Raw genomic sequence first — 24,807 nt, 5'->3', positions numbered from 1 at the left:
TTACATTCCGAACCCGGAAGCTAAGCCTTTCAGCGCCGATGGTACTGCAGGGGGGACCCTGTGGGAGAGTAGGACACCGCCGAACAAATATTGCAGGAGGCCCCGGCCCCGAGCTTTGTCTCGTGGGCCGGGGCCTTTTTTGCTGCCCGTCACCGGGTGTTCACATAGCGCCGGGACGCTGAACGTCCCGAACAGGCGGAGGTGTGGAGACGTGCAGCAGATGACGACTGCCGGACCGCGGCACAGGATCGCTTCGGACACGACGGCCGCGGCTCTTCGCGACGTGCTCGTGGGGCTCGGGATACGCGGCGGCGACGAGGTCATCGTGCCGTCCTTCGGGCCGGGAGCGCCCGCCGACGCCGTACGGCTGGCCGGTGCCGTACCGGTCTTCGCCGACATAGACCCGCGGACCTTCTGCCTCGACCCGGCCGCGGTCGCGGCCGGCGTCACCTCCCGGACCGCCGCCATCGTGCCTGTGCACGTCTTCGGGCACCCGGCGCCCATGGAGGCACTCACCGAGCTGGCCGAGCGGCATGCGCTGGCCCTTGTGGAGGAGGGCTCAGCCGTCGACGACGCCGGGGCGGTGGCGCGGAGGCGGGCGCACGCGCGGTTCCTGGACTCGGCGTTGAAGGGGGTCGTCGTGCCCTACACCGCGCTGGGGGCGCACCACCTCTACCACCGCTACACCGTGCGCGTCCCGGGTAACGGGCGGCCCGACCGGGACGCCTTCGCCGCAGCCCTGGCGGCGCGCGGGGTTCGGGCGACCGTGAGCGTACCCGTGCCCGTGCACCGGATGCCGGCGCACCGGTCGGGGGACATGCTGCCGGAGACCGAGCGGGTAGCGGCCGACTCGCTGTCGTTGCCGGTGCATCCCGGCATCACGCAGCGGGAGCTGACGCACATCGCGGACACCTGCAACTCGCTCGGCGGGCTCATGCGATCGAGGCCGTGAGCAGGCGGGAGATGAGCGGCCCGGGGCGGGCGGCTGAGTTTCCCGCACAGCCGTTCATGGGCTACGATCTTCCCGTCGACGCGCCCCAATAGCTCAGTCGGTAGAGCGTCTCCATGGTAAGGAGAAGGTCTACGGTTCGATTCCGTATTGGGGCTCTGACAAGGAAAGGCCTCCCGCTGAGAGCGGGAGGCCTTTCTGCGTTCGGGGCCCGGCGGTCAGTCCTGCGGGAGGGCCGGGACACGCATCGCCAGGATGGCCATGTCGTCGGACGGGGCGTCGGCGGCGAAGCGTTCGACGGCGCGCTGGATGCGGGCGGCGACAGCGCCCGCGGTGAGGCCCGTGCAGGTGGCGAGGACGTCCGCGAGGCCGTCGTCGCCAAGCATCCGGGAGCCCTCACGGCGTTCCGTGACCCCGTCCGTCACGCACAGCAGGACGTCTCCCGGGTCGAGGGTCACGGACTGCTCGACGAGTTCCAGGTCGTCCATCACGCCCAGCAGCGGCTGCGGTTCGGCGGCGGACTCCACCGAGCCGTCGGGGCGCAGTCGAAGCGGTAGCGGGTGGCCCGCGCAGACCATGCGCAGCACCGCGCTCCCGTCGTGCTGCGGCCACAGCTCGCCGTAGAGGAGGGTCAGGAAGCGGCTGCGGGCGCCCTCGTCGAGGATGGCGGCGTTGAGGCGTTCCAGGACGGCGGGGCCGCCGAAGCCCTCGCGGGCGAGGAGGCGGAGGGCGTGCCGGGCCAGGCCCGTGACGGCGGCGGCCTCGGGACCGGTGCCGCAGACGTCGCCGATGGCGAAGCCCCAGCAGCCGTCGCGGATGGGGAAGAGGTCGTAGAAGTCGCCGCCGACCTCGTTGCCCTCGCCCGCGGCGCGGTAGACGACCTCGACCTCGACGCCGGGGACGCGCGGCAGCTCCGGCGGCAGGAGGCTGCGCTGGAGGGCCTGGCTGATGGCGGTGCGCTCGCTGTAGAGGCGGGCGTTGTCCAGGGCGAGGGCGGCCCGCCGGGACAGGTCCTCGGCCAGCTCCAGGATCTCCTGGCGGAAGCGCTCGTCGGTGGGCTTGCCGAGGGTGAGCATGCCGATGACGCGGTTGCGCGCGACCAGCGGCAGGACGACCGTCTCGCCGCCGACGGCGGCCGCGGTCGCGAGGGCGACGCCGGGCGCGCTGACCGGGCGGCCGGGGAGGGTGGCCGCGCCGCTGGGGCCCACGCCGAGGCTGCGCAGCGAGGCGCGCAGGGCGCTGGAGTGGGCGGCGTCGGAGGGCGCGGTCCAGGCGCGGGCGCCGGGAGTGGGGTCGGGGTCCGGCGGGCGCACCTGGGAGAGGAGGGCTTTGATGCCGTCGATGCGGTCCTCGTCCTCGTGCAGGACGAAGGCCAGTTCCGGCTCGGACTGCTCGGCGATGGTGTAGACGGCGCACCAGCTGGCGAGTGTGGGCACCGTCATCTGCGCCATGAGCGCCAGCGTCTGGTCGCGCTCCAGCGTCCCGGCGAGCAGGTCGGAGGCTTCGACGAGGAAGGACAGCGAGCCGCGGCGGAGCCGCTCCAGCTCGGTCAGCCGGGCGCTCTCGACGGCCAGCGCGATGCGGTCGGCGGCGAACTGCAGCCGCAGGGCTTGCTGGTTGGAGTAGCGGCCCGGGGCCTCCGCGGCGACGCCGAGCGAACCGGTGAGCCGGCCCTCGACCTTGAGCGGCACGGTGACGACGGAGCGCATGCCCGTTCCGGACAGCAGGGGTACGGCGCCGGGTACGGCGGTGAGGTCCTCGTGGACGGCGGGCATCCGGGCGCTGCCGTAGCGGCCGGTGCCTGCCTCGACGGGGACGCGGGCGAAGCGCTGGCGGGCGGAGGGCAGGCCGGTGGAGGCGCGGACCTCCAGCTCGGTCTCGTCGTCGGTGGCGAGCAGCAGGTAGGCGGCGTCGCCGTCGAGCATGTCGCGGGCCCGCTCCACGGTGCGCTGCAGCAGTCCGTCGAGGTCGTCCGGGGCGGGGGAGCCGATGAAGACCTCGAAGGCGTCGCTGCTCTTGCCGCGCTGTGCGAGGCCCGGCTCGGAGGGCGCGGAGCCGCGGGACGGGGTCTCCAGGACGGCGCGCTCCTCGGCCCGTACCAGCAGGCACACCGTGGAGGGCTCGCCCGCGCTGTCGCGGACGCGCAGGTGGGAGCCGTAGACGGGCAGGACGCGGCCCGCGCTGTTGCGCAGCCCGTAGGTGCCTTCCCAGCGGGAGAGCTGGAGGGCCTCGGCGAGGCCCAGGCCGGTGCCGGGGGTCTGCGGCCAGGCGGTGAGGTCGGCGAGTGACTTGCCGACGACGTCGGCGGCGGGGTGGCCGAAGAGGTCGGCCGCGTCGTCGTTCCAGCGCGTGACGGTGCCCTGCCGGTCGACCTGGACGACGGCCACCCGGATCCGCTCGTCGGCCTCTGGTAGGTCGGCGGCGGCCAGCAGCGGGCCGGCCGAGCGCGTCCCGGCGGGGCGTTCCGGCAGGTCGAGCTGGAACCAGACGTGCTTGCCCGCGGCGGTGTACTCCACGCCCCAGCGGCTGGCGAGGGCGGCGCACAGCAGCAGCCCGCGGCCACCTTCGTGGTCGGGGTCGCGGTGCGGTCGGCCGCGGCCCTGGAGCGGCACCTCGCGTTCGGGATAGTGGTCGGCGACCTCGACGCGTACGGCTGTCTCGTAGCGCAGACAGCGCACGTCCGCGGCGGTGCCCGCGTGGACGACGGCGTTGGTCACCAGTTCGCTGGTCAGTACGACGGCGTCGTCCACCACGTCGGCGAAGCCCCAGCCGTGCAGCGTGTCGCGCACGAACGCCCTGGCCACGGCGACGGACCTGCCGACCGGTTCGAAGCTGGCCGTTGCCCGAGCCGTGATCACAGATCTCCTCATGACGGATTCGGTGGTCTCCCGCGGACGCCGCGGGCGGATGCCGGGTGCGGTCGCCCGCCCGTGCACACCGCGTCGTCCTGCCATCAGGCAAGGCTAGTGTGTCGCGCTCCGGCCGTCCCGTGGGTGGTCAAACCGGAACGTTCCGCGCCGGATGGGGGGCGTACGCGGGGCGTGCACCCGTGCACACGGGGGGCGACGGCTCCTAGCGTCAACGCTTCTGTTGCGCACGGGTTACTCCGGATGTTGTGGGCCCGGCAGGCGAAAGTGGAAGACTGGAGGGGCCCAACTCGGGTACATGCAGGTCGATCGACCCTCCAGGAGGGACACGGTGGAGTCTGGCGCATCGGCGCGGGGCGCGGTCACGCGTACGAAGAACGGGCGTTCCCGGGCCGGAGGGACCGTCGAGGTCGACGCGGCCGCGCTCACCAAGCTGCTCTCCGCGCTGTCGGCGATGCGGGACGGCAACTTCCGCCGACGGCTGACGGTGACCGGCGACGGGGTGATGGCCGAGGTGGCCGCCGTCTTCAACGAGGTCGCCGACCGCAACCAGCACCTCACCGGGGAGCTGGCCCGGGTGCGCCGGGTGGTCGGCCGGGAGGGCAAGCTCACCGAGCGGCTGGAGACGGGAGCCTGCGAGGGTGCCTGGGCGGCCGCGATCGAGGCGTCCAACGCGCTGGTGGACGACCTGGTGCGGCCCGTCTCCGAGGTGGGCCGGGTGCTGTCGGCGGTGGCCGAGGGCGACCTGGAGCAGCGCATGGACCTGCGGGCCCAGAACGCCGACGGGACCGGGCACCCGCTGCGCGGCGAGTTCCTGAAGGTCGGCCGTACGGTCAACGGTCTGGTGGACCAGCTGTCGGCCTTCACCGACGAGGTGACGCGGGTCGCCCGCGAGGTCGGTACCGAGGGCAAGCTCGGCGGGCAGGCCAAGGTCCGCGGGGTCGCGGGGTCCTGGAAGGACCTGACGGACTCCGTCAACACCATGGCGTACCGCCTGACGGCGCAGTTGCGCGACATCGCCACCGTGACGAACGCGGTGTTCAAGGGCGACCTGTCGCGCAAGGTGACCGTGCATGTCGACGGCGAGATGCTGGAGCTGAAGAACACCGTCAACACGATGGTGGACCAGCTCTCGTCCTTCTCCTCGGAGGTGACCCGGGTCGCGCGCGAGGTCGGCACCGAGGGCGAGCTGGGCGGCCAGGCCCAGGTGCCGGGTGTGGCCGGTGTGTGGAAGGACCTCACCGACTCGGTGAACCTGATGGCCGGCAACCTGACGGCCCAGGTGCGGGACATCGCGCAGGTGACGACCGCGGTCGCGAACGGCGACCTGACGCAGAAGATCACCATCGGCGCGCGCGGCGAGGTCGCGCAGCTCGCCGAGACGATCAACGCGATGACCGAGACGCTGCGCACCTTCGCCGACGAGGTCACCCGCGTCGCCGGGGAGATCGGCGCGGAGGGCCAGCTCGGCGGGCAGGCGCAGGTGCCGGGTGCGGCGGGGACGTGGAAGGACCTGACGGACTCCGTCAACACCGCTTTCCGCAACCTGACGGCCCAGGTGCGGGACATCGCGCAGGTGACGACCGCGGTCGCGGGCGGCGATCTGTCGCAGAAGGTCACGGTGGACGTCTCCGGCGAGATGCTGGAGCTCAAGAACACCGTGAACACGATGGTCGACCAGCTGTCGGCGTTCGGCGCCGAGGTGACGCGCGTCGCCCGCGAGGTCGGCGTCGAGGGCATCCTCGGCGGGCAGGCGCAGGTGCCGGGTGCGGCTGGGACGTGGAAGGACCTGACGGACTCCGTCAACACCGCTTTCCGCAACCTGACCGGCCAGGTCCGCAACATCGCCCAGGTCACGACGGCGGTCGCCAACGGCGATCTGTCGCAGAAGGTCACGGTGGACGTCTCCGGCGAGATGCTGGAGCTCAAGAACACCGTGAACCGCATGGTGGACCAGCTCGGCTCGTTCGCCGCCCAGGTGACGCGGATGGCCACCGACGTGGGCACGGAGGGCCGCCTCGGCGGCCAGGCCCGCGTCGACGGGGTCAGCGGCACATGGAAGGACCTGACCGACTCCGTCAACTTCATGGCGGGGAACCTGACCTCGCAGGTGCGGCAGATCGCGCAGGTCACGACGGCGGTGGCGCGCGGTGACCTGTCGCAGAAGATCGACGTGGACGCGCGCGGCGAGATCCTGGAGCTGAAGAACACCATCAACACGATGGTCGACCAGCTCTCCTCCTTCGCCGAGCAGGTGACGCGGGTGGCCCGCGAGGTCGGCACCGACGGGCGGCTGGGCGGCCAGGCCCAGGTGCCGGGCGTCGCCGGCGTGTGGCGCGACCTGACCGACTCGGTGAACTTCATGGCCGGCAACCTGACGGCCCAGGTCCGCAACATCGCGCAGGTCGCCACGGCGGTGGCGCGCGGTGACCTGTCGCAGAAGATCGACGTGGACGCGCGCGGCGAGATCCTGGAGCTGAAGAACACCCTCAACACGATGGTCGACCAGCTCTCCTCCTTCGCCGAGCAGGTGACGCGGGTGGCCCGCGAGGTCGGCACCGAGGGCATCCTGGGCGGTCAGGCGGAGGTCAAGGGCGTCAGCGGGACGTGGAAGGACCTCACACAGTCCGTCAACTTCATGGCTAACAACCTGACCAGCCAGGTCCGCAACATCGCCGACGTCACGAGCGCGGTCGCGCAGGGCGACCTGTCGCGGAAGATCACCGTCGACGCGAAGGGCGAGATCCTCGCGCTGGTCACGACCGTGAACACGATGGTGGACACGCTGTCGGCGTTCGGTGACGAGGTGACCCGCGTCGCCCGCGAGGTGGGCACCGAGGGCCAGCTGGGCGGCCAGGCCCGGGTACGGGACGCGTCGGGCATCTGGAAGGACCTGACCGACAACGTCAACCTGATGGCGAACAACCTGACCAGCCAGGTGCGGTCGATCTCCTCGGTGGCCACCGCGGTCGCCAACGGCGACCTGACCAAGAAGATCACCGTCGAGGCGCGCGGCGAGGTCGCGCAGCTCGCCGAGACCATCAACACGATGGTGGACACGCTGTCGGCGTTCGGTGACGAGGTGACCCGCGTCGCCCGCGAGGTGGGCACCGAGGGCATCCTGGGCGGCCAGGCGCGCGTGCCGGGCGTCGCGGGCACGTGGAAGGACCTCACGGAGTCCGTCAACGGGATGGCGTCGAACCTGACGGGCCAGGTGCGGCAGATCGCTCAGGTGACGACGGCGGTCGCGCGCGGCGACCTGTCCAAGAAGATCGACGTGGACGCGCGCGGCGAGATCCTGGAGCTCAAGACGACCATCAACACGATGGTCGGCCAGCTCTCCGCGTTCGGTGACGAGGTCACGCGCGTCGCGCGCGAGGTGGGTACGGAAGGACGGCTCGGCGGCCAGGCCCGGGTGCCCGGGGTCTCGGGCATCTGGAAGGACCTCACCGAGTCGGTGAACCTGATGGCCAACAACCTGACCAGCCAGGTCCGCAACATCGCCCAGGTCGCCACCGCGGTGACCCGCGGCGACCTCAACCTGCGCATCGACGTGGACGCGGCCGGCGAGATCCTGGAGCTCCAGGACTACATCAACACGATGATCGTGCGCCTGCGCGAGACCACGCTGGCCAACAAGGAGCAGGACTGGCTCAAGGGCAACCTGGCCCGTATCTCCGGCCTCATGCAGGGCCGCCGGGATCTCGGCGACGTGGCCGCCCTGATCATGAGCGAGCTGACGCCGGTGGTGTCCGCGCAGCACGGCGCGTTCTACCTCGCCGAGGACACCACGGAGGTCGGCGAGGAGTACGAGCTGCGGCTGCGCGGCAGCTACGGCTTCTCACGCCGTGCCATGTCGACGGTCTTCCTGCCCGGCGAGGGGCTCATCGGGCAGGCCGCGGTGGAGAAGCGGCCGATTCTCATCGAGAACGTCCCGCCGGGTTATCTGAAGATCACCTCGGGGCTGGGTGAGGCGCCGCCCGCCCATGTGATCGTGCTGCCGGTGCTGTTCGAGGGCAGAGTGCTCGGCGTCATCGAACTGGCGGCTTTCCAGCCGCTCACGGAGATCCAGAAGGACTTCCTCAACCAGATCACCGACATCATCGCCATCAGCGTCAACACGATCAGTGTCAACACCAAGACGGAGTATCTGCTCAAGCAGTCGCAGGAGCTGACAGAGCAGTTGCAGGAGCGGTCGGGCGAACTGGAGAACCGGCAGCGTGCGCTGCAGCTCTCCAACGCGGAGCTGGAGGAGAAAGCCGAACTCCTGGCCCGGCAGAACCGCGACATCGAGGTCAAGAACACCGAGATCGAGGAGGCCAGGCAGGTCCTGGAGGAGCGTGCGGAACAGCTCGCCGTCTCGATGCGCTACAAGTCCGAATTCCTCGCCAACATGTCGCACGAGCTGCGCACCCCGCTGAACTCGCTGCTCATCCTGGCGAAACTGCTCGCAGACAACGGTGACGGCAATCTTTCGCCCAAGCAGGTCGAATTCGCCGAGACGATCCACAGCGCCGGTTCCGACCTGCTGCAGCTGATCAACGACATCCTGGACCTGTCGAAGGTCGAGGCGGGCAAGATGGACGTCTCGCCGACGCGTATCGCACTGGTGCAGCTCGTCGACTACGTGGAGGCCACCTTCCGGCCGCTGACCGCGGAGAAGGGCCTGGACTTCTCGGTGCGGGTCTCGCCGGAACTGCCGGTGACGCTGCACACCGACGAGCAGCGGCTGCTGCAGGTGCTGCGCAACCTGCTGTCGAACGCGGTCAAGTTCACCGACAGCGGTTCGGTGGAGCTGGTGATCAGGCCGGCCGGCAGCGAGGTGCCGCAGTCGATCCGCGAGCAGCTGCTGGAGGCCGGCACGCTGCGCAGCCCCGACCAGCCGCTCATCGCCTTCTCGGTGACCGATACGGGTATCGGCATCGCGGCCGGCAAGATGCGAGTGATCTTCGAGGCGTTCAAGCAGGCCGACGGCACGACCAGCCGCAAGTACGGCGGCACGGGCCTCGGGCTGTCGATCAGCCGGGAGATCGCCCGGCTGCTGGGCGGCGAGATCCACGCCGACAGCCAGCCGGGCCGCGGCTCGACCTTCACGCTGTACCTGCCGCTGAGCCTGGGCCGGGACGCCGACATCCCGCACGCGACACCGCAGTTGCCCGCCGGTGCCGGTGAGCAGGACGGCGCCGCGGGCGGCCGTACCCGCAGCCCCGGCAGCAGCCTGGCCCGGCTGCGCCGCCGCTCGGCCCTGCAGGCCCCGCAGCCCGCCGCCGCGGTGGAGAGCGGCGGGGAGACCGCGGCGCCCGAGCAGTGGGTGGAGCACGGCGAGCCCGCGGAGTCGCGCTTCACCGGCGGATTCAACGGCGAGAAGGTGCTCATCGTCGACGACGACATCCGCAACGTCTTCGCGCTCACCAGCGTCCTGGAGCAGCGCGGGCTGACCGTGCTCTACGCAGAGAACGGGCGCGAGGGCATCGAGGTGCTGGAGCAGCACGACGACATCGCGATCGTGCTGATGGACATCATGATGCCGGAGATGGACGGTTACGCCACGACCACGGCTATCCGCAAGATGCCGCAGTTCGCCGGGCTGCCGATCATCGCGCTGACAGCGAAGGCGATGAAGGGCGACCGGGAGAAGAGCATCGAATCGGGAGCGTCGGACTATGTCGCCAAACCGGTGGACACCGACCACCTGCTGAGCCTCATGGAACAGTGGATGCACTCGCGCTGAGTAAGAAAGTTGAATTTTTTCCGACCGGAGGGTCCCTCACACGTGTGAGGGCGCGAGGATGAGGGAACCTTCTCGTCTCCGCCAGCGTTTTCGAGATGTGGTGAGTGACGTGGCGGTGACAGGGTGTGGCGAACGGCGGGGTGCGGCTACCATGACCGGCACAAGGACGGGCGGCGCGACGGAGTCGTCCCTGGGGGCGGCGACCGGCGCGATGCCGGGGCGAGGAGGGCGGGCCATGGTGCAGAAGGCCAAGATCCTCCTGGTCGATGACCGGCCGGAGAATCTGCTGGCGCTGGAGGCGATTCTCTCCGCGCTCGATCAGACTCTGGTCAGGGCATCGTCCGGGGAGGAAGCGCTCAAAGCGCTGCTCACCGACGATTTCGCGGTGATCCTGCTCGACGTGCAGATGCCGGGCATGGACGGCTTCGAGACGGCGGCGCACATCAAGCGGCGGGAGCGGACACGGGACATCCCGATCATCTTCCTGACCGCTATCAACCACGGCCCGCACCACACCTTCCGGGGCTATGCGGCGGGCGCGGTCGACTACATCTCGAAGCCCTTCGACCCGTGGGTGCTGCGGGCCAAGGTGTCGGTCTTCGTCGACCTGTACATGAAGAACTGCCAACTGCGAGAGCAGGCCGCGCTGCTGCGGCTGCAACTGGAGCAGGACGCGCCGTCCGGCGCCGGTTCCAACAACTCGAAGGAGCCCGCGGGGCTGCTCGCCGAGCTCTCGGCGCGGCTCGCCGCCGTCGAGGAGCAGGCCGAGGCGCTGGGCAAGCAGTTGGGCGAGTCCTCGGACGCCGCCGCCGTGGCCACCGCCGCCCACCTGGAGCGCAAGCTGACCGGCCTGCGCCGCGCGCTGGACGCGCTCGACCCGGGCAGCGGCGGCGGGATCGTACGGCAGTCCGCCGGCGGCGAGTAGGGCCGTCGGCACCGCCGGGGCCCGGCAGCAACGGAGGTTGACGCCGGGTCAACGGGGCCGTGGGAACCGTCCGACACGAACGGGCGTATCCCCAGGGGCACGTGTTCACCGATCACAAGGGCGGTAACCTCGGCACCATGGCCCCACGTACGTCCGGCACCGCCAAGAAACCCCCGGCGAAGCCTGCGGCCAAGAAGTCCGCCGCGAAGAAGACCGCGGCCAAGAGCGCCGCCGCGAAACCGCCCGCCAAGAAGGCGGCAGCGGCGCCCAAACCCGCGCCGAAACCGGCGCCGTCGCCGACCAGCGGCATCCTGCGGATGTTCCGCGCCCTGTGGCTCGGCCTCGCGCACGCCGTCGGCGCGATCTTCCGCGGCGTGGGGCGCGGCGCCCGCGGCCTCGACCCCGCGCACCGCAAGGACGGCCTGGGCCTGCTGCTGGTCGGCCTGACTCTGGTGGTCGCCGCCGGCACCTGGTCGAATCTTCGCGGCCCGGTCGGCGACCTGGTCGAGCTGCTGGTCACCGGCGCCTTCGGGCGGCTGGACCTGCTGGTGCCGCTGATGCTCGGCGCGGTCGCGGTGCGCCTGATGCGGCACCCGGAGCAGCCGGAGGCCAACGGCCGGATCGTGATCGGCCTGTCGGCCCTCGCCATCGGCACTCTCGGGCTGATCCATGTGGCCTGCGGCTCGCCCGCCCGCAGCGACGGGGCCACCGCGCTGCGCGACGCGGGCGGCCTGATCGGCTGGGCCGCCGCCTCCCCGCTCGTCTACACCGTCGGCGGCTTCCTGGCGGCGCCGCTGCTGCTGCTGGTGACGGTCTTCGGGCTGCTCGTCGTCACCGCCACCCCGGTGCACGCTGTGCCGCGCCGCCTGCGGGCGGCCGGCGCCCGGATCGGTCTGTACGCCCCGCCGCCGGACCCCGACGCCGTGCCGCTCGAAGAGTTCTTCGACGACGAGGCGGAGCAGCAGGGGACGACGGGCCGCAGTGGCGAGGACGAGTCGCCGGTGCGCCGGCTGCCCCGGCGGGCCAAGCGGGACGAGCCGTACGACATAGAGAGCGAGGGCGCCGGCACGTCCGCCGATCCCGCAGCGGGGCTGCCCGCGGAGCCGCTCGTGGACGAGCCGAAACCGCGCCGCCGGCCGCGCCGCCGTACCGAGGCGCTGCCCGCCGCCGCGCAGGGCGGGGCGCCCGACGCGGTCGACGTCGCCGCTGCTGCGGCCGCCGCGCTGGACGGTGCGGTTCTGCACGGCCTGCAGCCGTCGCCGCTGGTGGCCGATCTGACCAGCAACCTGCGCAAGCCGGTGCCGGCCGCCCGCGCGGAGGAGGACACCGGCTCGGACGGCGTGCCGGACCTGACCAAGCCGAACCCGCAGACGGGCGAGCCGCTCCCGCCGCGGGCCGAGCAGCTCCAGCTCTCCGGTGACATCACGTACGCGCTCCCTTCGCTGGACCTGCTGGAGCGCGGCGGCCCGGGCCGTACCCGCAGCGCCGCCAACGACGCGGTGGTGGCGGCGCTCACCCAGGTCTTCAAGGAGTTCAAGGTCGACGCGGCCGTGACCGGCTTCACCCGCGGCCCGACGGTCACCCGCTACGAGGTGGAGCTCGGCGCGGCGGTCAAGGTCGAGCGGATCACCGCGCTCGCCAAGAACATCGCCTACTCCGTCGCCAGCCCCGACGTGCGGATCATCAGCCCGATCCCCGGCAAGTCCGCGGTCGGTATCGAGATCCCCAACAGCGACCGCGAGATGGTCAACCTCGGCGACGTGCTGCGCTCCGCCGACGCCGCGGGCGAGGACCACCCGATGACGGTGGCGCTCGGCAAGGACGTCGAGGGCGGCTACGTGATGGCCAACCTCGCGAAGATGCCGCACGTGCTCGTCGCCGGCGCGACCGGCTCCGGCAAGTCCTCCTGCATCAACTGCCTGATCACCTCGGTGCTGGCCCGCGCCACCCCGGACGAGGTCCGCATGGTGCTGGTCGACCCCAAGCGCGTCGAGCTGACCGCGTACGAGGGCATCCCCCACCTGATCACGCCGATCATCACCAACCCCAAGCGGGCCGCCGAGGCGCTGCAGTGGGTGGTGCGCGAGATGGACCTGCGCTACGACGACCTGGCCGCGTACGGCTTCCGGCACATCGACGACTTCAACGCCGCCGTACGCTCCGGCCGGGCAAGGACCCCGGAGGGCAGCGAGCGCGAGCTGACGCCGTACCCGTACCTGCTGGTGATCGTGGACGAGCTGGCCGACCTGATGATGGTCGCGCCGCGCGACGTCGAGGACTCCATCGTCCGCATCACCCAGCTCGCCCGGGCCGCCGGTATCCACCTGGTGCTCGCCACCCAGCGGCCCAGCGTCGATGTCGTGACGGGGCTGATCAAGGCCAACGTGCCCTCCCGGCTGGCCTTCGCGACGTCCTCGCTCGCCGACAGCCGGGTCATCCTGGACCAGCCCGGCGCCGAGAAGCTGATCGGAAAGGGTGACAGCCTGTTCCTGCCGATGGGCGCGAACAAGCCGATCCGGATGCAGGGCGCCTTCGTCACCGAGGACGAGGTCGCCAAGATCGTCGACCACTGCAGGGCGCAGCTCACACCGACGTACCGCTCGGACGTCACGGTCGGCAGCGGGCCGAAGAAGGAGATCGACGAGGAGATCGGCGACGACCTGGACCTGCTGTGCCAGGCCGCGGAACTGGTGGTCTCCACGCAGTTCGGCTCGACGTCGATGTTGCAGCGCAAGCTGCGTGTGGGCTTCGCCAAGGCGGGCAGGCTCATGGATCTGATGGAGTCGCGCGGCATCGTAGGCCCCAGCGAGGGCTCGAAGGCGCGTGACGTGATGGTGAAGGCGGACGAACTGGACGGGGTCCTGACCGAGATCCGCGGCGGGGCGTGACCGGACGGTCGGGGCAGGCGCCACCGCGGGCCAGGGGTCCGCGGCCGGCGGCCCGCCGCGACACGCGGTGGCGGCGGAAAACCGGTCGGATTCTTCGGGCAACCGTTTGATCTGTTCGTACGTCAACTTCGACAGGGAAGGCGGCATCCTGATGGCGTACACATTTCCGCCGCCCGCTTGCCTCCCCGTTTCGGCACCCTCTTAGACTGATCCCCCAGCGGCTGCACGTTCGAAAGGCGCCCTCGTGTCCCTCGGCAACACGCCCACCGAAGACCGGCCTTCGGTCGGCCACGCCCTCGCCCAGGCCCGCATCGCCGCCGGACTGTCCGTCGACGAGGTCAGCGCCGTCACCCGGGTGCGCGTCCCCATCGTGCAGTCGATCGAGCAGGACGACTTCTCGCGCTGCGGCGGCGACGTCTACGCCCGCGGCCACATCCGCACGCTGGCCCGCGCCGTGGGACTCGACCCCGAGCCGCTGATCGCGCAGTACGCGGCGGAGCACGGCACGGAGGTCGTGCCGGCGCCGGTCGCCCCGGTCTACTCCAACGAGGGCATCAAGTCCGAGCCGCGCCGGCCCAACTGGACCGCCGCCATGGTCGCGGCGATCGTCGCCGTGATCGGCTTCGTCGGCTACACCGCCTTCACCGGCGGCAACGACGGCAAGACCCCCAAGGCCGACCCCGCGCCGCCGACTCCGAGCAGTACCAGCACCACCCCTGGCGTGCAGACGACGCAGGGCACCATGCCGCCGTCGCCCGACCCGAGCGGCAGCGCCATCGCCGCGGCGCCCCCCGGCAAGGTCACCGTCAAGATCACCGCGGAGGACGGCACCAGCTGGGTGCAGGCCACCGACCACAACGGCAAGCGGCTCTACCAGGGCTCGCTCCTCAAGGGCGACTCGCAGACCTTCACCGACGACAAGAAGATCAAGCTGATCGTCGGCAACGCCGGAGCGGTGCAGCTGTTCGTCAACGGCAAGGACCTCGGCCCGGCCGGCTCCACCGGCCAGGTGGTCAGGCTCACCTACACCCCCGGCGACCCGACACAGGGCTGACCGCTGCGTACGGTGCAGGGCCGCCGCGCGTTCGGTGCGGGGCCGGTGCACGTCGGGCGCGGATCCGGTGCAGGTCCGGCGCGTTTCGGCGCACACCCGGTGCCGGGGAAGGGATCCGGCCGTAACCGACGAGGCGGGAGGGGTCCGACAGGGCAGCGGGTAGTCTGAGTGCATGCCCGAACCCCGTACCGTCGCCCTTGTCACGCTCGGATGCGCCCGAAACGAAGTGGACTCGGAAGAGCTCGCCGGACGGCTGGCGGCGGACGGCTGGCGGCTCGTCGAGGACGCCGCGGACGCCGACGTGGCGGTCGTCAACACCTGCGGCTTCGTCGAGGCGGCCAAGAAGGACTCCGTCGACGCCCTGCTGGAAGCCAACGACCTCAAGGAGCACGGCCGCACCCAGGCCGTCGTCGCCGTCGGCTGCATGGCGGAACGCTACGGCAAGGAGCTGGCCGACGCGCTGCCCGAAGCCGACGGCGTGCTCGGCTTCGACGACTACGCCGACATCTCCGACCGGCTGCGCACCATCCTGGGCGGCGGGGTCCACGCCCCGCACACCCCGCGGGACCGGCGCAAGCTGCTGCCGATCAGCCCCGCCGAGCGCCAGTCGTCAACCGTGGCACTGCCGGGTCACTCGCAAGAGGGTTACCCGGACGGCGGTATCCTGGAGGCCGCCGATGGCCCCACCGCAGACCTCGCCGACCTGCCGGCCGGTGTCGCGCCCGCCTCCGGGCCGCGCCCGCCGCTGCGGCGCCGACTCGACTCGGGCCCGGTCGCCTCGGTGAAACTCGCCTCGGGCTGCGACCGCCGCTGCACCTTCTGCGCCATCCCGTCCTTCCGCGGCTCGTTCATCTCCCGCCGCCCCTCCGACGTCCTCGGCGAGACCCGCTGGCTCGCGGGGGAGGGCGTCCGCGAGGTGATGCTCGTCAGCGAGAACAACACCTCGTACGGCAAGGACCTCGGCGACATCCGCCTGCTGGAGAGCCTGCTGCCGGAGCTCGCCGCGGTCGAGGGCATCGAACGCGTCCGGGTCAGCTACCTCCAGCCCGCCGAGCTGCGCCCCGGCCTCATCGACGTGCTGACCTCCACGCCCGGTGTGGTGCCGTACTTCGACCTGTCCTTCCAGCACTCCGCCCCCGGGGTGCTGCGCGCGATGCGGCGCTTCGGCGACACCGAGCGCTTCCTCGACCTGCTCGCCGCCATCCGCGCCAAGGCGCCGCAGGCGGGCGTGCGGTCCAACTTCATCGTCGGCTTCCCCGGCGAGAGCGAGGACGACCTCGCCGAGCTGGAACGCTTCCTCGGCGCCGCGCGCCTGGACGCGATCGGCGTCTTCGGTTACTCCGACGAGGAGGGCACCGAGGCCGCCGGTTTCGACGGCAAGCTCGACGAGGACGTGGTCGCGGGCCGACTGGCCCGCGTCTCCCGGCTCGCCGAGGAGCTGACCGCGCAGCGCGCCGAGGAGCGCATCGGGGACACCGTCCAGGTGCTCGTCGAGGCCGTGGACGAGGAGACCGGCGAGATCACCGGGCGGGCCGACCACCAGGCGCCGGAGACGGACGGGCAGGTCCTGATGGCCGCCGTCGCCGGTCTGCGGACCGAGCCCGGGGATCTCGTGACGGCCAAGGTGACCGGGGCGCAGGGTGTCGACCTGGTCGCCGAGCCGCTGGGCGCGGCGGTGGGCAGATGAGCGGAGCCCCCGCGCCGGCGGCCTCCCCGCCGCCGTCCTCGTCGTCCGCCGCCGGAGCTGCCCCGGGCGGGGCCTCCGCCGGCGAGGCGGGCCTGGCGGGGGCCACGGTGGCGCCCGAGGAACTGGTCCTCCCGGCCGCGGACGGTGCGCCGGCGGCGAAGGCCGGGCTGTGGAACATCGCCAACCTGCTGACGATGACCCGGCTGGTGCTGGTGCCGGGCTTCGTGCTGCTGCTCGTGCACGACGGCGGGGACGACCCGGCGTGGCGCTCCTTCGCCTGGGCGGCGTTCGCCGTCGCCATGATCACCGACCTCTTCGACGGTGAGCTGGCGCGGCGCTACGGCCTGGTCACCGACTTCGGCAAGATCGCCGACCCGATCGCGGACAAGGCCATCATGGGCGCCGCCCTCGTCGGGCTCTCGGCGCTCGGCGACCTGCCCTGGTGGGTGACCGCGGTGATCCTCTTCCGGGAGCTGGGCATCACGCTGATGCGCTTCTGGGTGATCCGGCACGGGGTGATCCCGGCGAGCCGGGGCGGGAAGCTCAAGACGCTCACGCAGGGCGTCGCCGTGGGGATGTACATCCTGGTGCTCACCGGCCCGCTGGCCAGCCTGCGGGCGTGGCTGATGGGCGCCGCGGTGGTGCTCACCGTCGCGACGGGACTGGACTACGTGCGGCAGGCCGTCGTCCTGCGCCGGGCGGGGCTCGCGGCGGAGCGGGCGGCGCGGGGCGCGGCGGACTCCGGTGCGGCGGCGGGGGCGCGGGCCCAGGACAGCGCGGCGGACGCGGGCTCCGCCGGTGGGGCGGAAGCGGGCGGTACGGGGTCCGCGGGGGCCGCTGACCGGCCGGGGGAGGGCGGATGACCGGTGCGGCTGCGGAGGTGCTGCGGCTGCTGGGGGAGCGGGGCGGGACCCTCGCTGTGGCGGAGTCGCTGACCGGGGGCCTGCTGGCCGCGGAGCTGACGGGGGTGGCGGGCGCCTCCCGGAGCTTCCGCGGCTCGGTCACGGCGTACGCGACGCCGCTGAAGGAGCAGCTGCTGGGCGTGGACGGGGAGCTGCTGGCCGTGCGGGGTGCGGTGGACGCCCAGGTCGCGCGGGAGATGGCCCAGGGCGTACGGCGCCGGCTCGGCGCGGACTGGGGCGCGGCCACCACGGGGGTCGCCGGGCCGGAGCCGCAGGACGGGCAGCCGGTGGGCACCGTGTTCGTGGCCGTCGCGGGACCGGACGGGGCCGCGGAGGTCGCCCCGCTGCGGCTCACCGGGGACCGGGCCGCGATCCGCCGCGCGTCGGTCGCGGCCGTACTCGATCTGCTGGCCGAGCAACTGCGGAAGTCCTCGGAATAACGGGTCCGGTGTGCGTTCAGCGGCCGCAGGAAGGGAAGAAGTGCGGGGGAGGCGATGTTTGCAGCCCTGAGTGAACACGTCTTCGCGCCCCGCACGGCCAGTGCCTGAGGCGGTACGGTGGGGCGAGAAGGATGCGGTACCGCGATCCGAGGAGGGAGCCACCGATGATTCTGCTCCGTCGCCTGCTGGGTGACGTGCTGCGTCGGCAGCGCCAGCGTCAGGGCCGCACCCTGCGTGAGGTCTCCTCGTCCGCCCGGGTCTCGCTCGGCTATCTGTCGGAGGTCGAGCGGGGGCAGAAGGAGGCGTCCTCCGAACTGCTCTCCGCGATCTGCGAGGCTCTGGACGTCCCGATGTCGGAAGTGATGCGCGAGGTCAGCGACGACCTGTCTCTCGCCGAGCTGGCGCAGTCCGCGGCGTCCGAGTCGGCCTCCGCTCCCATGCGGCCGCTGCTCGGTACCGTAACGTCGGTCACCTCCGTCACGTCCACGCCGGACGAGCGGATCACCATCAAGGCGCCGAAGAAGTCCGCCGAGGCCGTGGACGTGGTCGCGGCCTGAAGGCCGGGCTGCCACCGGTTCCGCCGGTCTGCCGTGGTCACGCGATATTCCAGGCCGTAGGCCGATGTGCACGTCGGCCGCGCACGACTCCGATCCGCCGCCGGGCAGCCGCCCGGCGGCGGATCTGCCTTTGCCGTGTTCAGGGAGTCAGGGCAGGGTAGGCGGAGAAGGCCAGAAGACGGTCGAATCCGGGTCGGATCCGGATTCGACGGCGTCTGTTCGCGTTCATCCGCTGGGAGAACCGCATGAGTGTCGTCAAGAGCCCGTTGTCCGAGCAGGACCGCAAGGTCGTGGGGGATTCCCTCCAAGGCGCGCTGGTCGACCTACTCGACCTGTCGCTGGTGGCCAAGCAGGTGCACTGGAACGTGGTGGGACCGCGCTTCCGCTCGATCCACCTCCAGCTCGACGAGGTGGTGGACAGCGCACGCGCCCACTCCGACACCGTGGCCGAGCGGGCATCGGCGATCGGCGTGTCGGCGGACGGCAGGGCGGGCACGATCTCCAAGACGAGCGGCATCGACGCTGTCACCAACGGGTGGGTCAAGGACACCGAGGTCGTCGAGATCATGGTGGCCGCGCTGCACGCCGTGATCACCCGGATGCGGGAGCGCATCGAGGTGACCGCCGACCCCGACCCGGTCAGCCAGGACCTGCTCATCGGCCTGACTGCCGACCTGGAGAAATTCCACTGGATGTTCCAGGCCGAGAACAGCTCCTGACCGCGCTGCCGCGGTGGGTGGCCGCGCATCGCGTTCTCGGGGAATCGGGGGCTTGCGTACTCGGGGTCGGAAGGAGGCGGCCATGCGACCGCTTCGAGCACTCCCGGAATTCCCTGCTCCGCCGCCTGCCGCCGCGGTTCCTGCCCCTCCCGGCTCCCTCCCCGGCGGTCCCGCTCCCCGAGGGCTTCCGCACGGCAGCCGGGTGCGCTGTGTGATCGGCGTGATCGGCGGGGTGCTGTGGTGGGGGGCGGTGCTGGGGCTGGCCGTGGGGCCGGCGTCGGCGCTGCCCTGGGCGAGCGCGGTCGCTGCGGGGGGCTGGGGTCTCGGCCTCATCCCGCTGCACGCCGTGCCCGCGCACGTCCGCCGCGCAAGGGCCGTCCGTTCCCGGGCAGCCGGCCCCCGGGCCGGTGAGCAGGCCTGACCGCCGACGCCGGGGGAGGCTGCGGTGCGCCTACGGGCCGGGCACGCCTCCAGGAGCGTCGCCGGGCACGGGACCGCGCTGGCACCGCGGGCACCAGTACGCCACCCGCCGCCGGTCGGCGGGCCCGTGCTCGCCGCCGCGCACGGTGGTGCCGCAGCGCAGGCACGGCCGGTGCGCCCGGTCGTAGACCCAGTGTGTGCGGCCTCGCCGGGTGTCCCCGGTCGTCACATGGCCGGGACGCGCTTTGTTGGCCTCCAGCAGCCGCTTCGCCAACACCACCAGCTTGTCCGGCGCCGGCACCTCCCCGAACGGTGTCCACGGCGTCACCCCGCGCAGGAAGCACAGCTCGGCGACGTAGACGTTGCCGATGCCAGCGAGATTGCGCTGGTCCAGCAGTGCCTCCCCCACCAGCCGGTCCGGCTCCGCGGCCAGCCGCCGCAGCGCCTCAGCCGGATCCCATCCCGGACCGAGCAGATCCGGCCCCAGATGGCCCACCACCTGCGACTCGTCCCCGGTGGCCAGCAGCGCAAGCACCGGCAGCCGGTAGCCGACCGCCGTCCGCTCGGCCGTCTCCAGCACGGCCCGCACCTGGTGCTCGGGCCCGCCCCGCCACCGCTCGCCCGGTGCATAGAGATGCCAGGCACCGTCCATCCGCAGATGTGAGTGCAGCGTCGCGTTCCCGTCCAGCCGGGTCAGCAGGTGCTTGCCCCGCGGCACCACTTCCAGGATGCGGCGCCCTGCCAGATCGACGGTGGCCAGCTGCGGCACCCGCAGATCCGTGCGCAGCAGCGGGCGACCCGCCAGCGCGGCATGCAACCGGTGAGCGGTCAGCCAGACCGTGTCTCCTTCAGGCACCCCTCCATGATGCCGTGCCGCTCCTTCCGCCTGACCGGCCGACCGCCCCGCCCCGCGGGCCGGACCAGCTGGCCCGAGCTGGCCTGACGAGATCGTCAGGAGCTGTCCCGCAGGCGCAGTCCGCGCGGCGTCGCGTGGAAGCCGGCCGCTTCCAAGGCCCGTCCCAGCGGTGAGGTCAGGGCCGGCTCGCCGTTGGTGCGCTCCACCGTGAGCTTGCCCAGCGCTCCCTCCCGGACCGCGAGGGCCAGGGCGTCGGCCGCGGCCTGTACCCGTATCTCGTCCACGGGCCAGGCCAGCAGCGTCTTGCCGCCCCGCTCCACGTAGAGCGCAAGCTCTCCGTCGGTGAGCACCACCAGGGAACCCGCTTTGCGGCCCGGCCGGTGGCTGACACCGGGCGGCTGCTCGGGCCAGGGAAGTGCGGCCCCGTACGGATTCGCCGGATCCGCCGCCGCCAGGACCACCGTCCTGGAGTGGCCGGAACCCTCCTCCGCGCGCTCACGCGCGGTGCTCATCGCCCGCAGCCGGTCCACCGCCCCCTCCATCGCGAACTGCGCAGCCCCCAGACCCTCCACCACGTAGCCGCGCCGGGCGTGCCCGGTCTCCTCCAGCGCTGCCAGCACCCGATACGCCGCAGAGAAGCCGCCCTCCACGCCCTCGGCTGCTACCGCGCCCCTGGTCACGACGCCGTGCCGGTCGAGCAGCGCGTGTGTCAGGGCGTGCGCCCGCAGCGTCGGATCCTGCTCGGGGGCGGGGACGAGGGACCAGCGCCCCGCTGTCGTGGGCGGGCCGTTGCGCGACGCCGTGGCGCGCGGCGCGGCCCGTCCGGCGAGCGAGCTGTACCTGCCGCGGGGGACCGCCCGGGGCGCGCGGTGCGCGGTCGCCCCCGCCGTGCGCCCGGAGCCGAGGAGCGCCCGCAGCGGGGCGAGGGTGTCGTTGGTGAGCCGGCCCGACCACGCCAGCTCCCAGATCGCGTCGGCCAGCTCGGGCTCGGTCACTTCGAGTCCCGCGGCTCGCACATGGTCGGCGATCTGCCGGAAGAACAGCCCGTAGCCGCCGGACAGCGCCGCCAGCACCGCCTGGTGCAGGGGGCTCGTTTCCAGCGGCTGCGGCGGGGGCAGCAGCAGCGGGGCGCTGTCGGCCGGGTAGAGGGAGATCCAGCCGTCCTTGCCGGGCAGCCCTCCGGCCCCCGCCCAGAGGATCTCCCCGGAGGCCGTGAGTTCGTCCAGCATCGCCGGGGTGTAGCCGGTGACGCGCGAGGGCAGGACCAGCTTCTCCAGGGCGGAGGCCGGTACAGCCGCGCCCTGCAACTGCTCGATCGCCCGGGCCAGACCGTCCATGCCGCGCAGGCTGTGGGTGCCGACGTGTTGCCACTGCGGCAGGAAGACACCCAGCGTCGCGGGCGGTACGGGCTCCAGCTCCTGCCGCAGCGCCGCGAGTGACCTGCGCCGCAGCCGCCGCAGCACCGCGGCGTCGCACCACTCCTGGCCCGCGCCGCCGGGGCGGAACTCGCCCTGCACCACCCGGCCTGCCGCAGTCAGCCGTTGCAGGACGCCGTCCGCGACCGCCGCCCCGAGCCCGAACCGCGCCGCCGCCTCCGCCGTGGTGAAGGGCCCGTGCGTGCGCGCGTAGCGGGCCGTCAGGTCGCCCAGCGGATCCTTGACCGGCTCGGTGAAGGCAACGGGCACGCCCACCGGCAATGCCGTACCGAGCGCGTCCCGCAGCCGCCCGGCGTCCTCGACCGCCGCCCAGTGCTCGGCGCCGGCGATCCGCACCCGGATCGCGCGCCTGGCAGATTCCAGGTCGTGCGCCCACGCAGGTTCGGCGCCCCTGGCGGCAAGCTCGGGCCAGGTCAGCGGGCCGAGCATCCGCAGCAGATCCGCCACGCCCTCGGCGTCCTTGATCCGCCGTTCGTCGGTCAGCCACTGCAGTTCGCGGTCCAGCTCGGCCATCACCTCGGCGTCGAGAAGCTCCCGCAGCTCGGCCTGGCCCAGCAGCTCGGCGAGCAGCCGGGAATCCAGCGAGAGCGCCGCCGCCCGCCGCTCCGCCAGCGGGGAATCCCCTTCGTAGAGGAACTGCGCAACGTAGCCGAACAGCAGCGACCTGGCGAAGGGCGAGGGCTCGCCGGTGGTGACCTCGACCAGCCGCACCCGGCGCGCCTCGATGTCACCCATCAGCTCCACGAGCCCGGGAACGTCGAAGACGTCCTGCAGGCACTCGCGCACCGCCTCCAGCACGATCGGGAAGGACCCGAACTCCGAGGCGACCGCCAGCAGCTGCGATGCCCGCTGCCGCTGCTGCCACAGCGGGGTCCGTTTGCCGGGGCTGCGGCGCGGAAGCAGCAGGGCGCGGGCGGCACACTCGCGGAACCGGGAGGCGAACAGCGCCGAACCGCCGACCTGGTCCGTGACGAGCTGCTCGACCTCGCCCTTGTCGAAGACGACGTCGGCGGCGCCCACCGGCGACTGCTCCGGATCGAACTCCGCGCCCGGGTGGGCCGGCGCGACGTCCAGCAGATCCAGGCCCATCAGATCGGCGTCCGGCAGCCGCAGCACGATGCCGTCGTCGGCGTGCATCGCCTGGGCGTCCAGGCCGTACTTCTCCTGGAGTCGCGCGCCGAGCGCCAGCGCCCACGGCGCGTGGACCTGCGCACCGAAGGGTGAGTGGACGATCACCCGCCAGTCGCCCAGCTCGTCGCGGAAGCGCTCGACCACGATCGTGCGGTCGTCCGGCACGTGGCCGCAGGCCTGCCGCTGCTCGGCGAGATAGGCCAGCACGTTGTCCGCGGCCCAGGTGTCGAGGCCCGCCTCCGTCAGCCGCTGACGTGCCGGGCCCTCGGCCAGCGCACCCACCTCGCGCAGCCAGGCACCGAGCGCCCGGCCCAGTTCGAGCGGCCGGCCGAGCTGGTCCCCCTTCCAGAAGGGCAGCCGGCCCGGCACACCCGGCGCCGGGGACACCAGGACGCGGTCCCGGGTGATGTCCTCGATCCGCCAGGAGGTGGTGCCCAGCGTGAACACGTCGCCGACCCTGGACTCGTAGACCATCTCCTCGTCCAGCTCGCCGACCCTTCCGCCGCCCTTCTTCGGGTCGGAGCCCGCGAGGAACACCCCGAACAGACCGCGGTCCGGGATCGTGCCGCCGGAGGTCACCGCGAGCCGCTGCGCTCCGGGCCGGCCGGTCAGCGTGTTCGCCACCCGGTCCCACACCAGCCGGGGGCGCAGTTCCGCGAAGGCGTCTGACGGATAGCGGCCGGCGAGCATGTCGAGGACCGCCACGTACGCCGAATGCGGCAGGGAGGCGAAGGGTGCCGCGCGCCGGACCACGGCCAGCAACTCGTCGACGTCCCAGGTGTCCAGCGCTGTCATCGCGACGATCTGCTGGGCCAGCACGTCCAGCGGGTTGGACGGGACCCGCAGCGATTCGATGGCCCCCGCCCGCATCCGTTCGGTGACCACGGCGGACTGCACCAGGTCGCCGCGGTACTTCGGGAAGACCACGCCCTTCGACACCGCGCCCACCTGATGCCCGGCACGGCCGACCCGCTGGAGTCCGGAAGCGACCGACGGCGGGGACTCCACCTGCACGACCAGATCGACCGCGCCCATGTCGATGCCGAGCTCCAGGCTCGACGTGGCGACGACCGCCGGCAGCCTGCCCGCCTTCAGATCCTCCTCGACCAGCGCCCGCTGCTCCTTGGACACCGATCCGTGGTGGGCGCGGGCCAGCACCGGTGCCGCACCGCGGGCGGCACCCGACTGGGCCATGATCTCGGCAGGCGACTGGGCCTCGGGGAGCGGGGAGCCCTCGGCGCGCTCCTGGCCGATCTCGTTGAGCCGGTTGCAGAGCCTCTCCGCGAGCCGCCGCGAATTGGCGAACACGATCGTCGAGCGGTGGGCCTGCACCAGGTCGGCGATCCGCTCCTCCACATGCGGCCAGATCGACGGGCGCTCGGCAGGGCCCGCGGCCGGACCTGTGTGCTCCGCGGCATCCGCGACCGGCGAGCCGCCCAGTTCCGCCAGATCCTCCACAGGCACCACCACCGAGAGGGCGAACTCCTTGCGGGAAGCCGGCTGGACGATCGACACCTTGCGCTGCGGTGACAGATAGCGGGCGATCTCGTCCACCGGGCGGACGGTGGCCGACAGGCCGATACGCCGGGCGGGGCGGTCCAGCAGCCGGTCCAGACGCTCCAGGGACAAGGCGAGATGAGCGCCGCGTTTCGTACCCGCGACCGCGTGCACTTCGTCCAGGATCACCGTCTCCACCCCGCTCAGCGCCTCGCGCGCCGCGGAGGTGAGCATCAGGAACAGCGACTCCGGGGTCGTGATGAGAATGTCCGGCGGCCTGGTGGCCAGCGCGCGCCGCTCCGCCGGCGGGGTGTCGCCGGAGCGGATCCCCACCCGCACCTCGGGCTCGGGCAGCCCCAGGCGCACCGACTCCTGGCGCAGGCCCGCGAGCGGGCTGCGCAGGTTGCGTTCCACGTCCACCGCGAGGGCCTTCAGCGGCGAGACATAGAGCACCCGGCAGCGCTTGCGCGCCTCGGCCGGCGGGGGAGTGGCGGCGAGCCGGTCCAGCGCGGCGAGGAAGGCGGCGAGCGTCTTGCCGGAGCCCGTGGGCGCGACCACCAGCACGTCGGAGCCCCCGGCGATAGCCGTCCACGCCCCGGCCTGCGCGGGGGTGGGCTCGCTGAACGCACCGGTGAACCACGCGCGGGTGGCCGGTGAGAAGGCGTCGAGACTGCGGTGATCGGACATGCCACCATCCTGCCTCGCAGCACCGACACCCCGCCGAGCACGACGCACGACCTGTGGACAA

The 24,807-nt window shown here is 72.3% G+C and carries 14 protein-coding genes, 1 tRNA gene and 1 rRNA gene; 13 read left to right on the top strand and 3 right to left on the bottom strand.

Features of this window, described 5'->3' with window-relative positions; all coding sequences use genetic code 11:
- The 3 genes from rrf to IH54_RS0105000 form a co-directional block, all read left to right on the top strand.
- Positions 1 to 85, top strand: a 5S ribosomal RNA gene (rrf, locus tag IH54_RS41370); the annotation flags it as partial.
- A gap of 135 nt (positions 86 to 220) precedes the next feature.
- Complete coding sequence (locus IH54_RS0105005; RefSeq protein ID WP_078861958.1) at positions 221 to 952, top strand: DegT/DnrJ/EryC1/StrS family aminotransferase; 732 nt, start codon at positions 221 to 223, stop codon at positions 950 to 952.
- An 82-nt stretch (positions 953 to 1,034) separates the two neighbouring features.
- Positions 1,035 to 1,107, top strand: a tRNA-Thr gene (locus tag IH54_RS0105000).
- Between the two features lie 60 nt (positions 1,108 to 1,167).
- Here IH54_RS0105000 and IH54_RS0104995 read toward each other — a convergent pair.
- Positions 1,168 to 3,807 carry a SpoIIE family protein phosphatase gene (locus IH54_RS0104995; protein WP_031513118.1) on the bottom strand — a complete coding sequence of 880 codons (2,640 nt, stop codon included), beginning with the start codon at positions 3,805 to 3,807 and terminating at the stop codon, positions 1,168 to 1,170.
- A 340-nt stretch (positions 3,808 to 4,147) separates the two neighbouring features.
- On the opposite strand from IH54_RS0104995, the gene IH54_RS0104990 reads away from it, so the two are divergent.
- From IH54_RS0104990 to IH54_RS0104945, 10 genes are all read left to right on the top strand, one after another.
- A complete protein-coding gene (locus IH54_RS0104990) occupies positions 4,148 to 9,547 on the top strand; it encodes a HAMP domain-containing protein (protein WP_031513116.1) in 5,400 nt (1,799 codons plus the stop codon).
- A 235-nt stretch (positions 9,548 to 9,782) separates the two neighbouring features.
- Positions 9,783 to 10,472 (top strand): response regulator, encoded by a 690-nt coding sequence (locus tag IH54_RS0104985; RefSeq protein WP_031513114.1) that lies wholly within the window; start codon positions 9,783 to 9,785, stop codon positions 10,470 to 10,472.
- 137 nt (positions 10,473 to 10,609) lie between these two features.
- Positions 10,610 to 13,360 carry an FtsK/SpoIIIE family DNA translocase gene (locus tag IH54_RS0104980; protein ID WP_031513112.1) on the top strand — a complete coding sequence of 917 codons (2,751 nt, stop codon included), beginning with the start codon at positions 10,610 to 10,612 and terminating at the stop codon, positions 13,358 to 13,360.
- A gap of 244 nt (positions 13,361 to 13,604) precedes the next feature.
- Positions 13,605 to 14,414, top strand: a complete 810-nt coding sequence (locus tag IH54_RS0104975; protein WP_031513110.1) for a helix-turn-helix domain-containing protein — start codon at positions 13,605 to 13,607, stop codon at positions 14,412 to 14,414.
- A gap of 172 nt (positions 14,415 to 14,586) precedes the next feature.
- Positions 14,587 to 16,101, top strand: coding sequence for a 30S ribosomal protein S12 methylthiotransferase RimO (gene rimO, locus IH54_RS0104970; protein ID WP_031513108.1), 1,515 nt, complete (start codon positions 14,587 to 14,589; stop codon positions 16,099 to 16,101).
- Positions 16,098 to 16,964, top strand: coding sequence for a CDP-diacylglycerol--glycerol-3-phosphate 3-phosphatidyltransferase (gene pgsA, locus IH54_RS0104965; RefSeq protein ID WP_078861947.1), 867 nt, complete (start codon positions 16,098 to 16,100; stop codon positions 16,962 to 16,964). Before rimO ends, pgsA begins: the two co-directional genes overlap by 4 nt.
- Positions 16,961 to 17,443, top strand: coding sequence for a CinA family protein (locus tag IH54_RS0104960; protein WP_031513104.1), 483 nt, complete (start codon positions 16,961 to 16,963; stop codon positions 17,441 to 17,443). The genes pgsA and IH54_RS0104960 overlap by 4 nt, the downstream gene beginning before the upstream one ends.
- Before the next feature lie 164 nt (positions 17,444 to 17,607).
- Positions 17,608 to 18,000 carry a helix-turn-helix domain-containing protein gene (locus tag IH54_RS0104955; protein ID WP_031513102.1) on the top strand — a complete coding sequence of 131 codons (393 nt, stop codon included), beginning with the start codon at positions 17,608 to 17,610 and terminating at the stop codon, positions 17,998 to 18,000.
- A gap of 245 nt (positions 18,001 to 18,245) precedes the next feature.
- Positions 18,246 to 18,719 carry a Dps family protein gene (locus IH54_RS0104950; RefSeq protein WP_031513100.1) on the top strand — a complete coding sequence of 158 codons (474 nt, stop codon included), beginning with the start codon at positions 18,246 to 18,248 and terminating at the stop codon, positions 18,717 to 18,719.
- A gap of 211 nt (positions 18,720 to 18,930) precedes the next feature.
- Positions 18,931 to 19,140 carry a hypothetical protein gene (locus IH54_RS0104945; RefSeq protein WP_234343364.1) on the top strand — a complete coding sequence of 70 codons (210 nt, stop codon included), beginning with the start codon at positions 18,931 to 18,933 and terminating at the stop codon, positions 19,138 to 19,140.
- A gap of 30 nt (positions 19,141 to 19,170) precedes the next feature.
- On the opposite strand, the gene IH54_RS0104940 is transcribed toward IH54_RS0104945, so the two are convergent.
- Together IH54_RS0104940 and IH54_RS0104935 are read right to left on the bottom strand one after the other, a co-directional pair.
- Positions 19,171 to 19,995 carry a DNA-formamidopyrimidine glycosylase family protein gene (locus IH54_RS0104940; protein WP_031513096.1) on the bottom strand — a complete coding sequence of 275 codons (825 nt, stop codon included), beginning with the start codon at positions 19,993 to 19,995 and terminating at the stop codon, positions 19,171 to 19,173.
- A gap of 95 nt (positions 19,996 to 20,090) precedes the next feature.
- Positions 20,091 to 24,746 (bottom strand): ATP-dependent helicase, encoded by a 4,656-nt coding sequence (locus tag IH54_RS0104935; protein WP_031513094.1) that lies wholly within the window; start codon positions 24,744 to 24,746, stop codon positions 20,091 to 20,093.
- Between the last annotated feature and the right edge of the window lie 61 nt (positions 24,747 to 24,807).

This window comes from Streptomyces sp. NRRL F-5123 (assembly GCF_000721495.1).
GTDB lineage: Bacteria > Actinomycetota > Actinomycetes > Streptomycetales > Streptomycetaceae > Actinacidiphila.
Note: the sequence above shows the minus strand (reverse complement) of the source record. Positions and strands in the feature narration are given on the sequence as shown.

Excerpts from the sequence above, each read along its gene's own strand:
- IH54_RS0105005 (WP_078861958.1), top strand. The coding sequence starts at position 221 with ATGACGACTGCCGGACCGCGGCACAGGATCGCTTCGGACACGACGGCC.
- IH54_RS0104985 (WP_031513114.1), top strand. The coding sequence starts at position 9,783 with ATGGTGCAGAAGGCCAAGATCCTCCTGGTCGATGACCGGCCGGAGAAT.
- IH54_RS0104980 (WP_031513112.1), top strand. The coding sequence starts at position 10,610 with ATGGCCCCACGTACGTCCGGCACCGCCAAGAAACCCCCGGCGAAGCCT.
- rimO (WP_031513108.1), top strand. The coding sequence starts at position 14,587 with ATGCCCGAACCCCGTACCGTCGCCCTTGTCACGCTCGGATGCGCCCGA.
- pgsA (WP_078861947.1), top strand. The coding sequence starts at position 16,098 with ATGAGCGGAGCCCCCGCGCCGGCGGCCTCCCCGCCGCCGTCCTCGTCG.
- IH54_RS0104960 (WP_031513104.1), top strand. The coding sequence starts at position 16,961 with ATGACCGGTGCGGCTGCGGAGGTGCTGCGGCTGCTGGGGGAGCGGGGC.
- IH54_RS0104955 (WP_031513102.1), top strand. The coding sequence starts at position 17,608 with ATGATTCTGCTCCGTCGCCTGCTGGGTGACGTGCTGCGTCGGCAGCGC.
- IH54_RS0104950 (WP_031513100.1), top strand. The coding sequence starts at position 18,246 with ATGAGTGTCGTCAAGAGCCCGTTGTCCGAGCAGGACCGCAAGGTCGTG.
- IH54_RS0104935 (WP_031513094.1), bottom strand. The coding sequence starts at position 24,746 with ATGTCCGATCACCGCAGTCTCGACGCCTTCTCACCGGCCACCCGCGCG.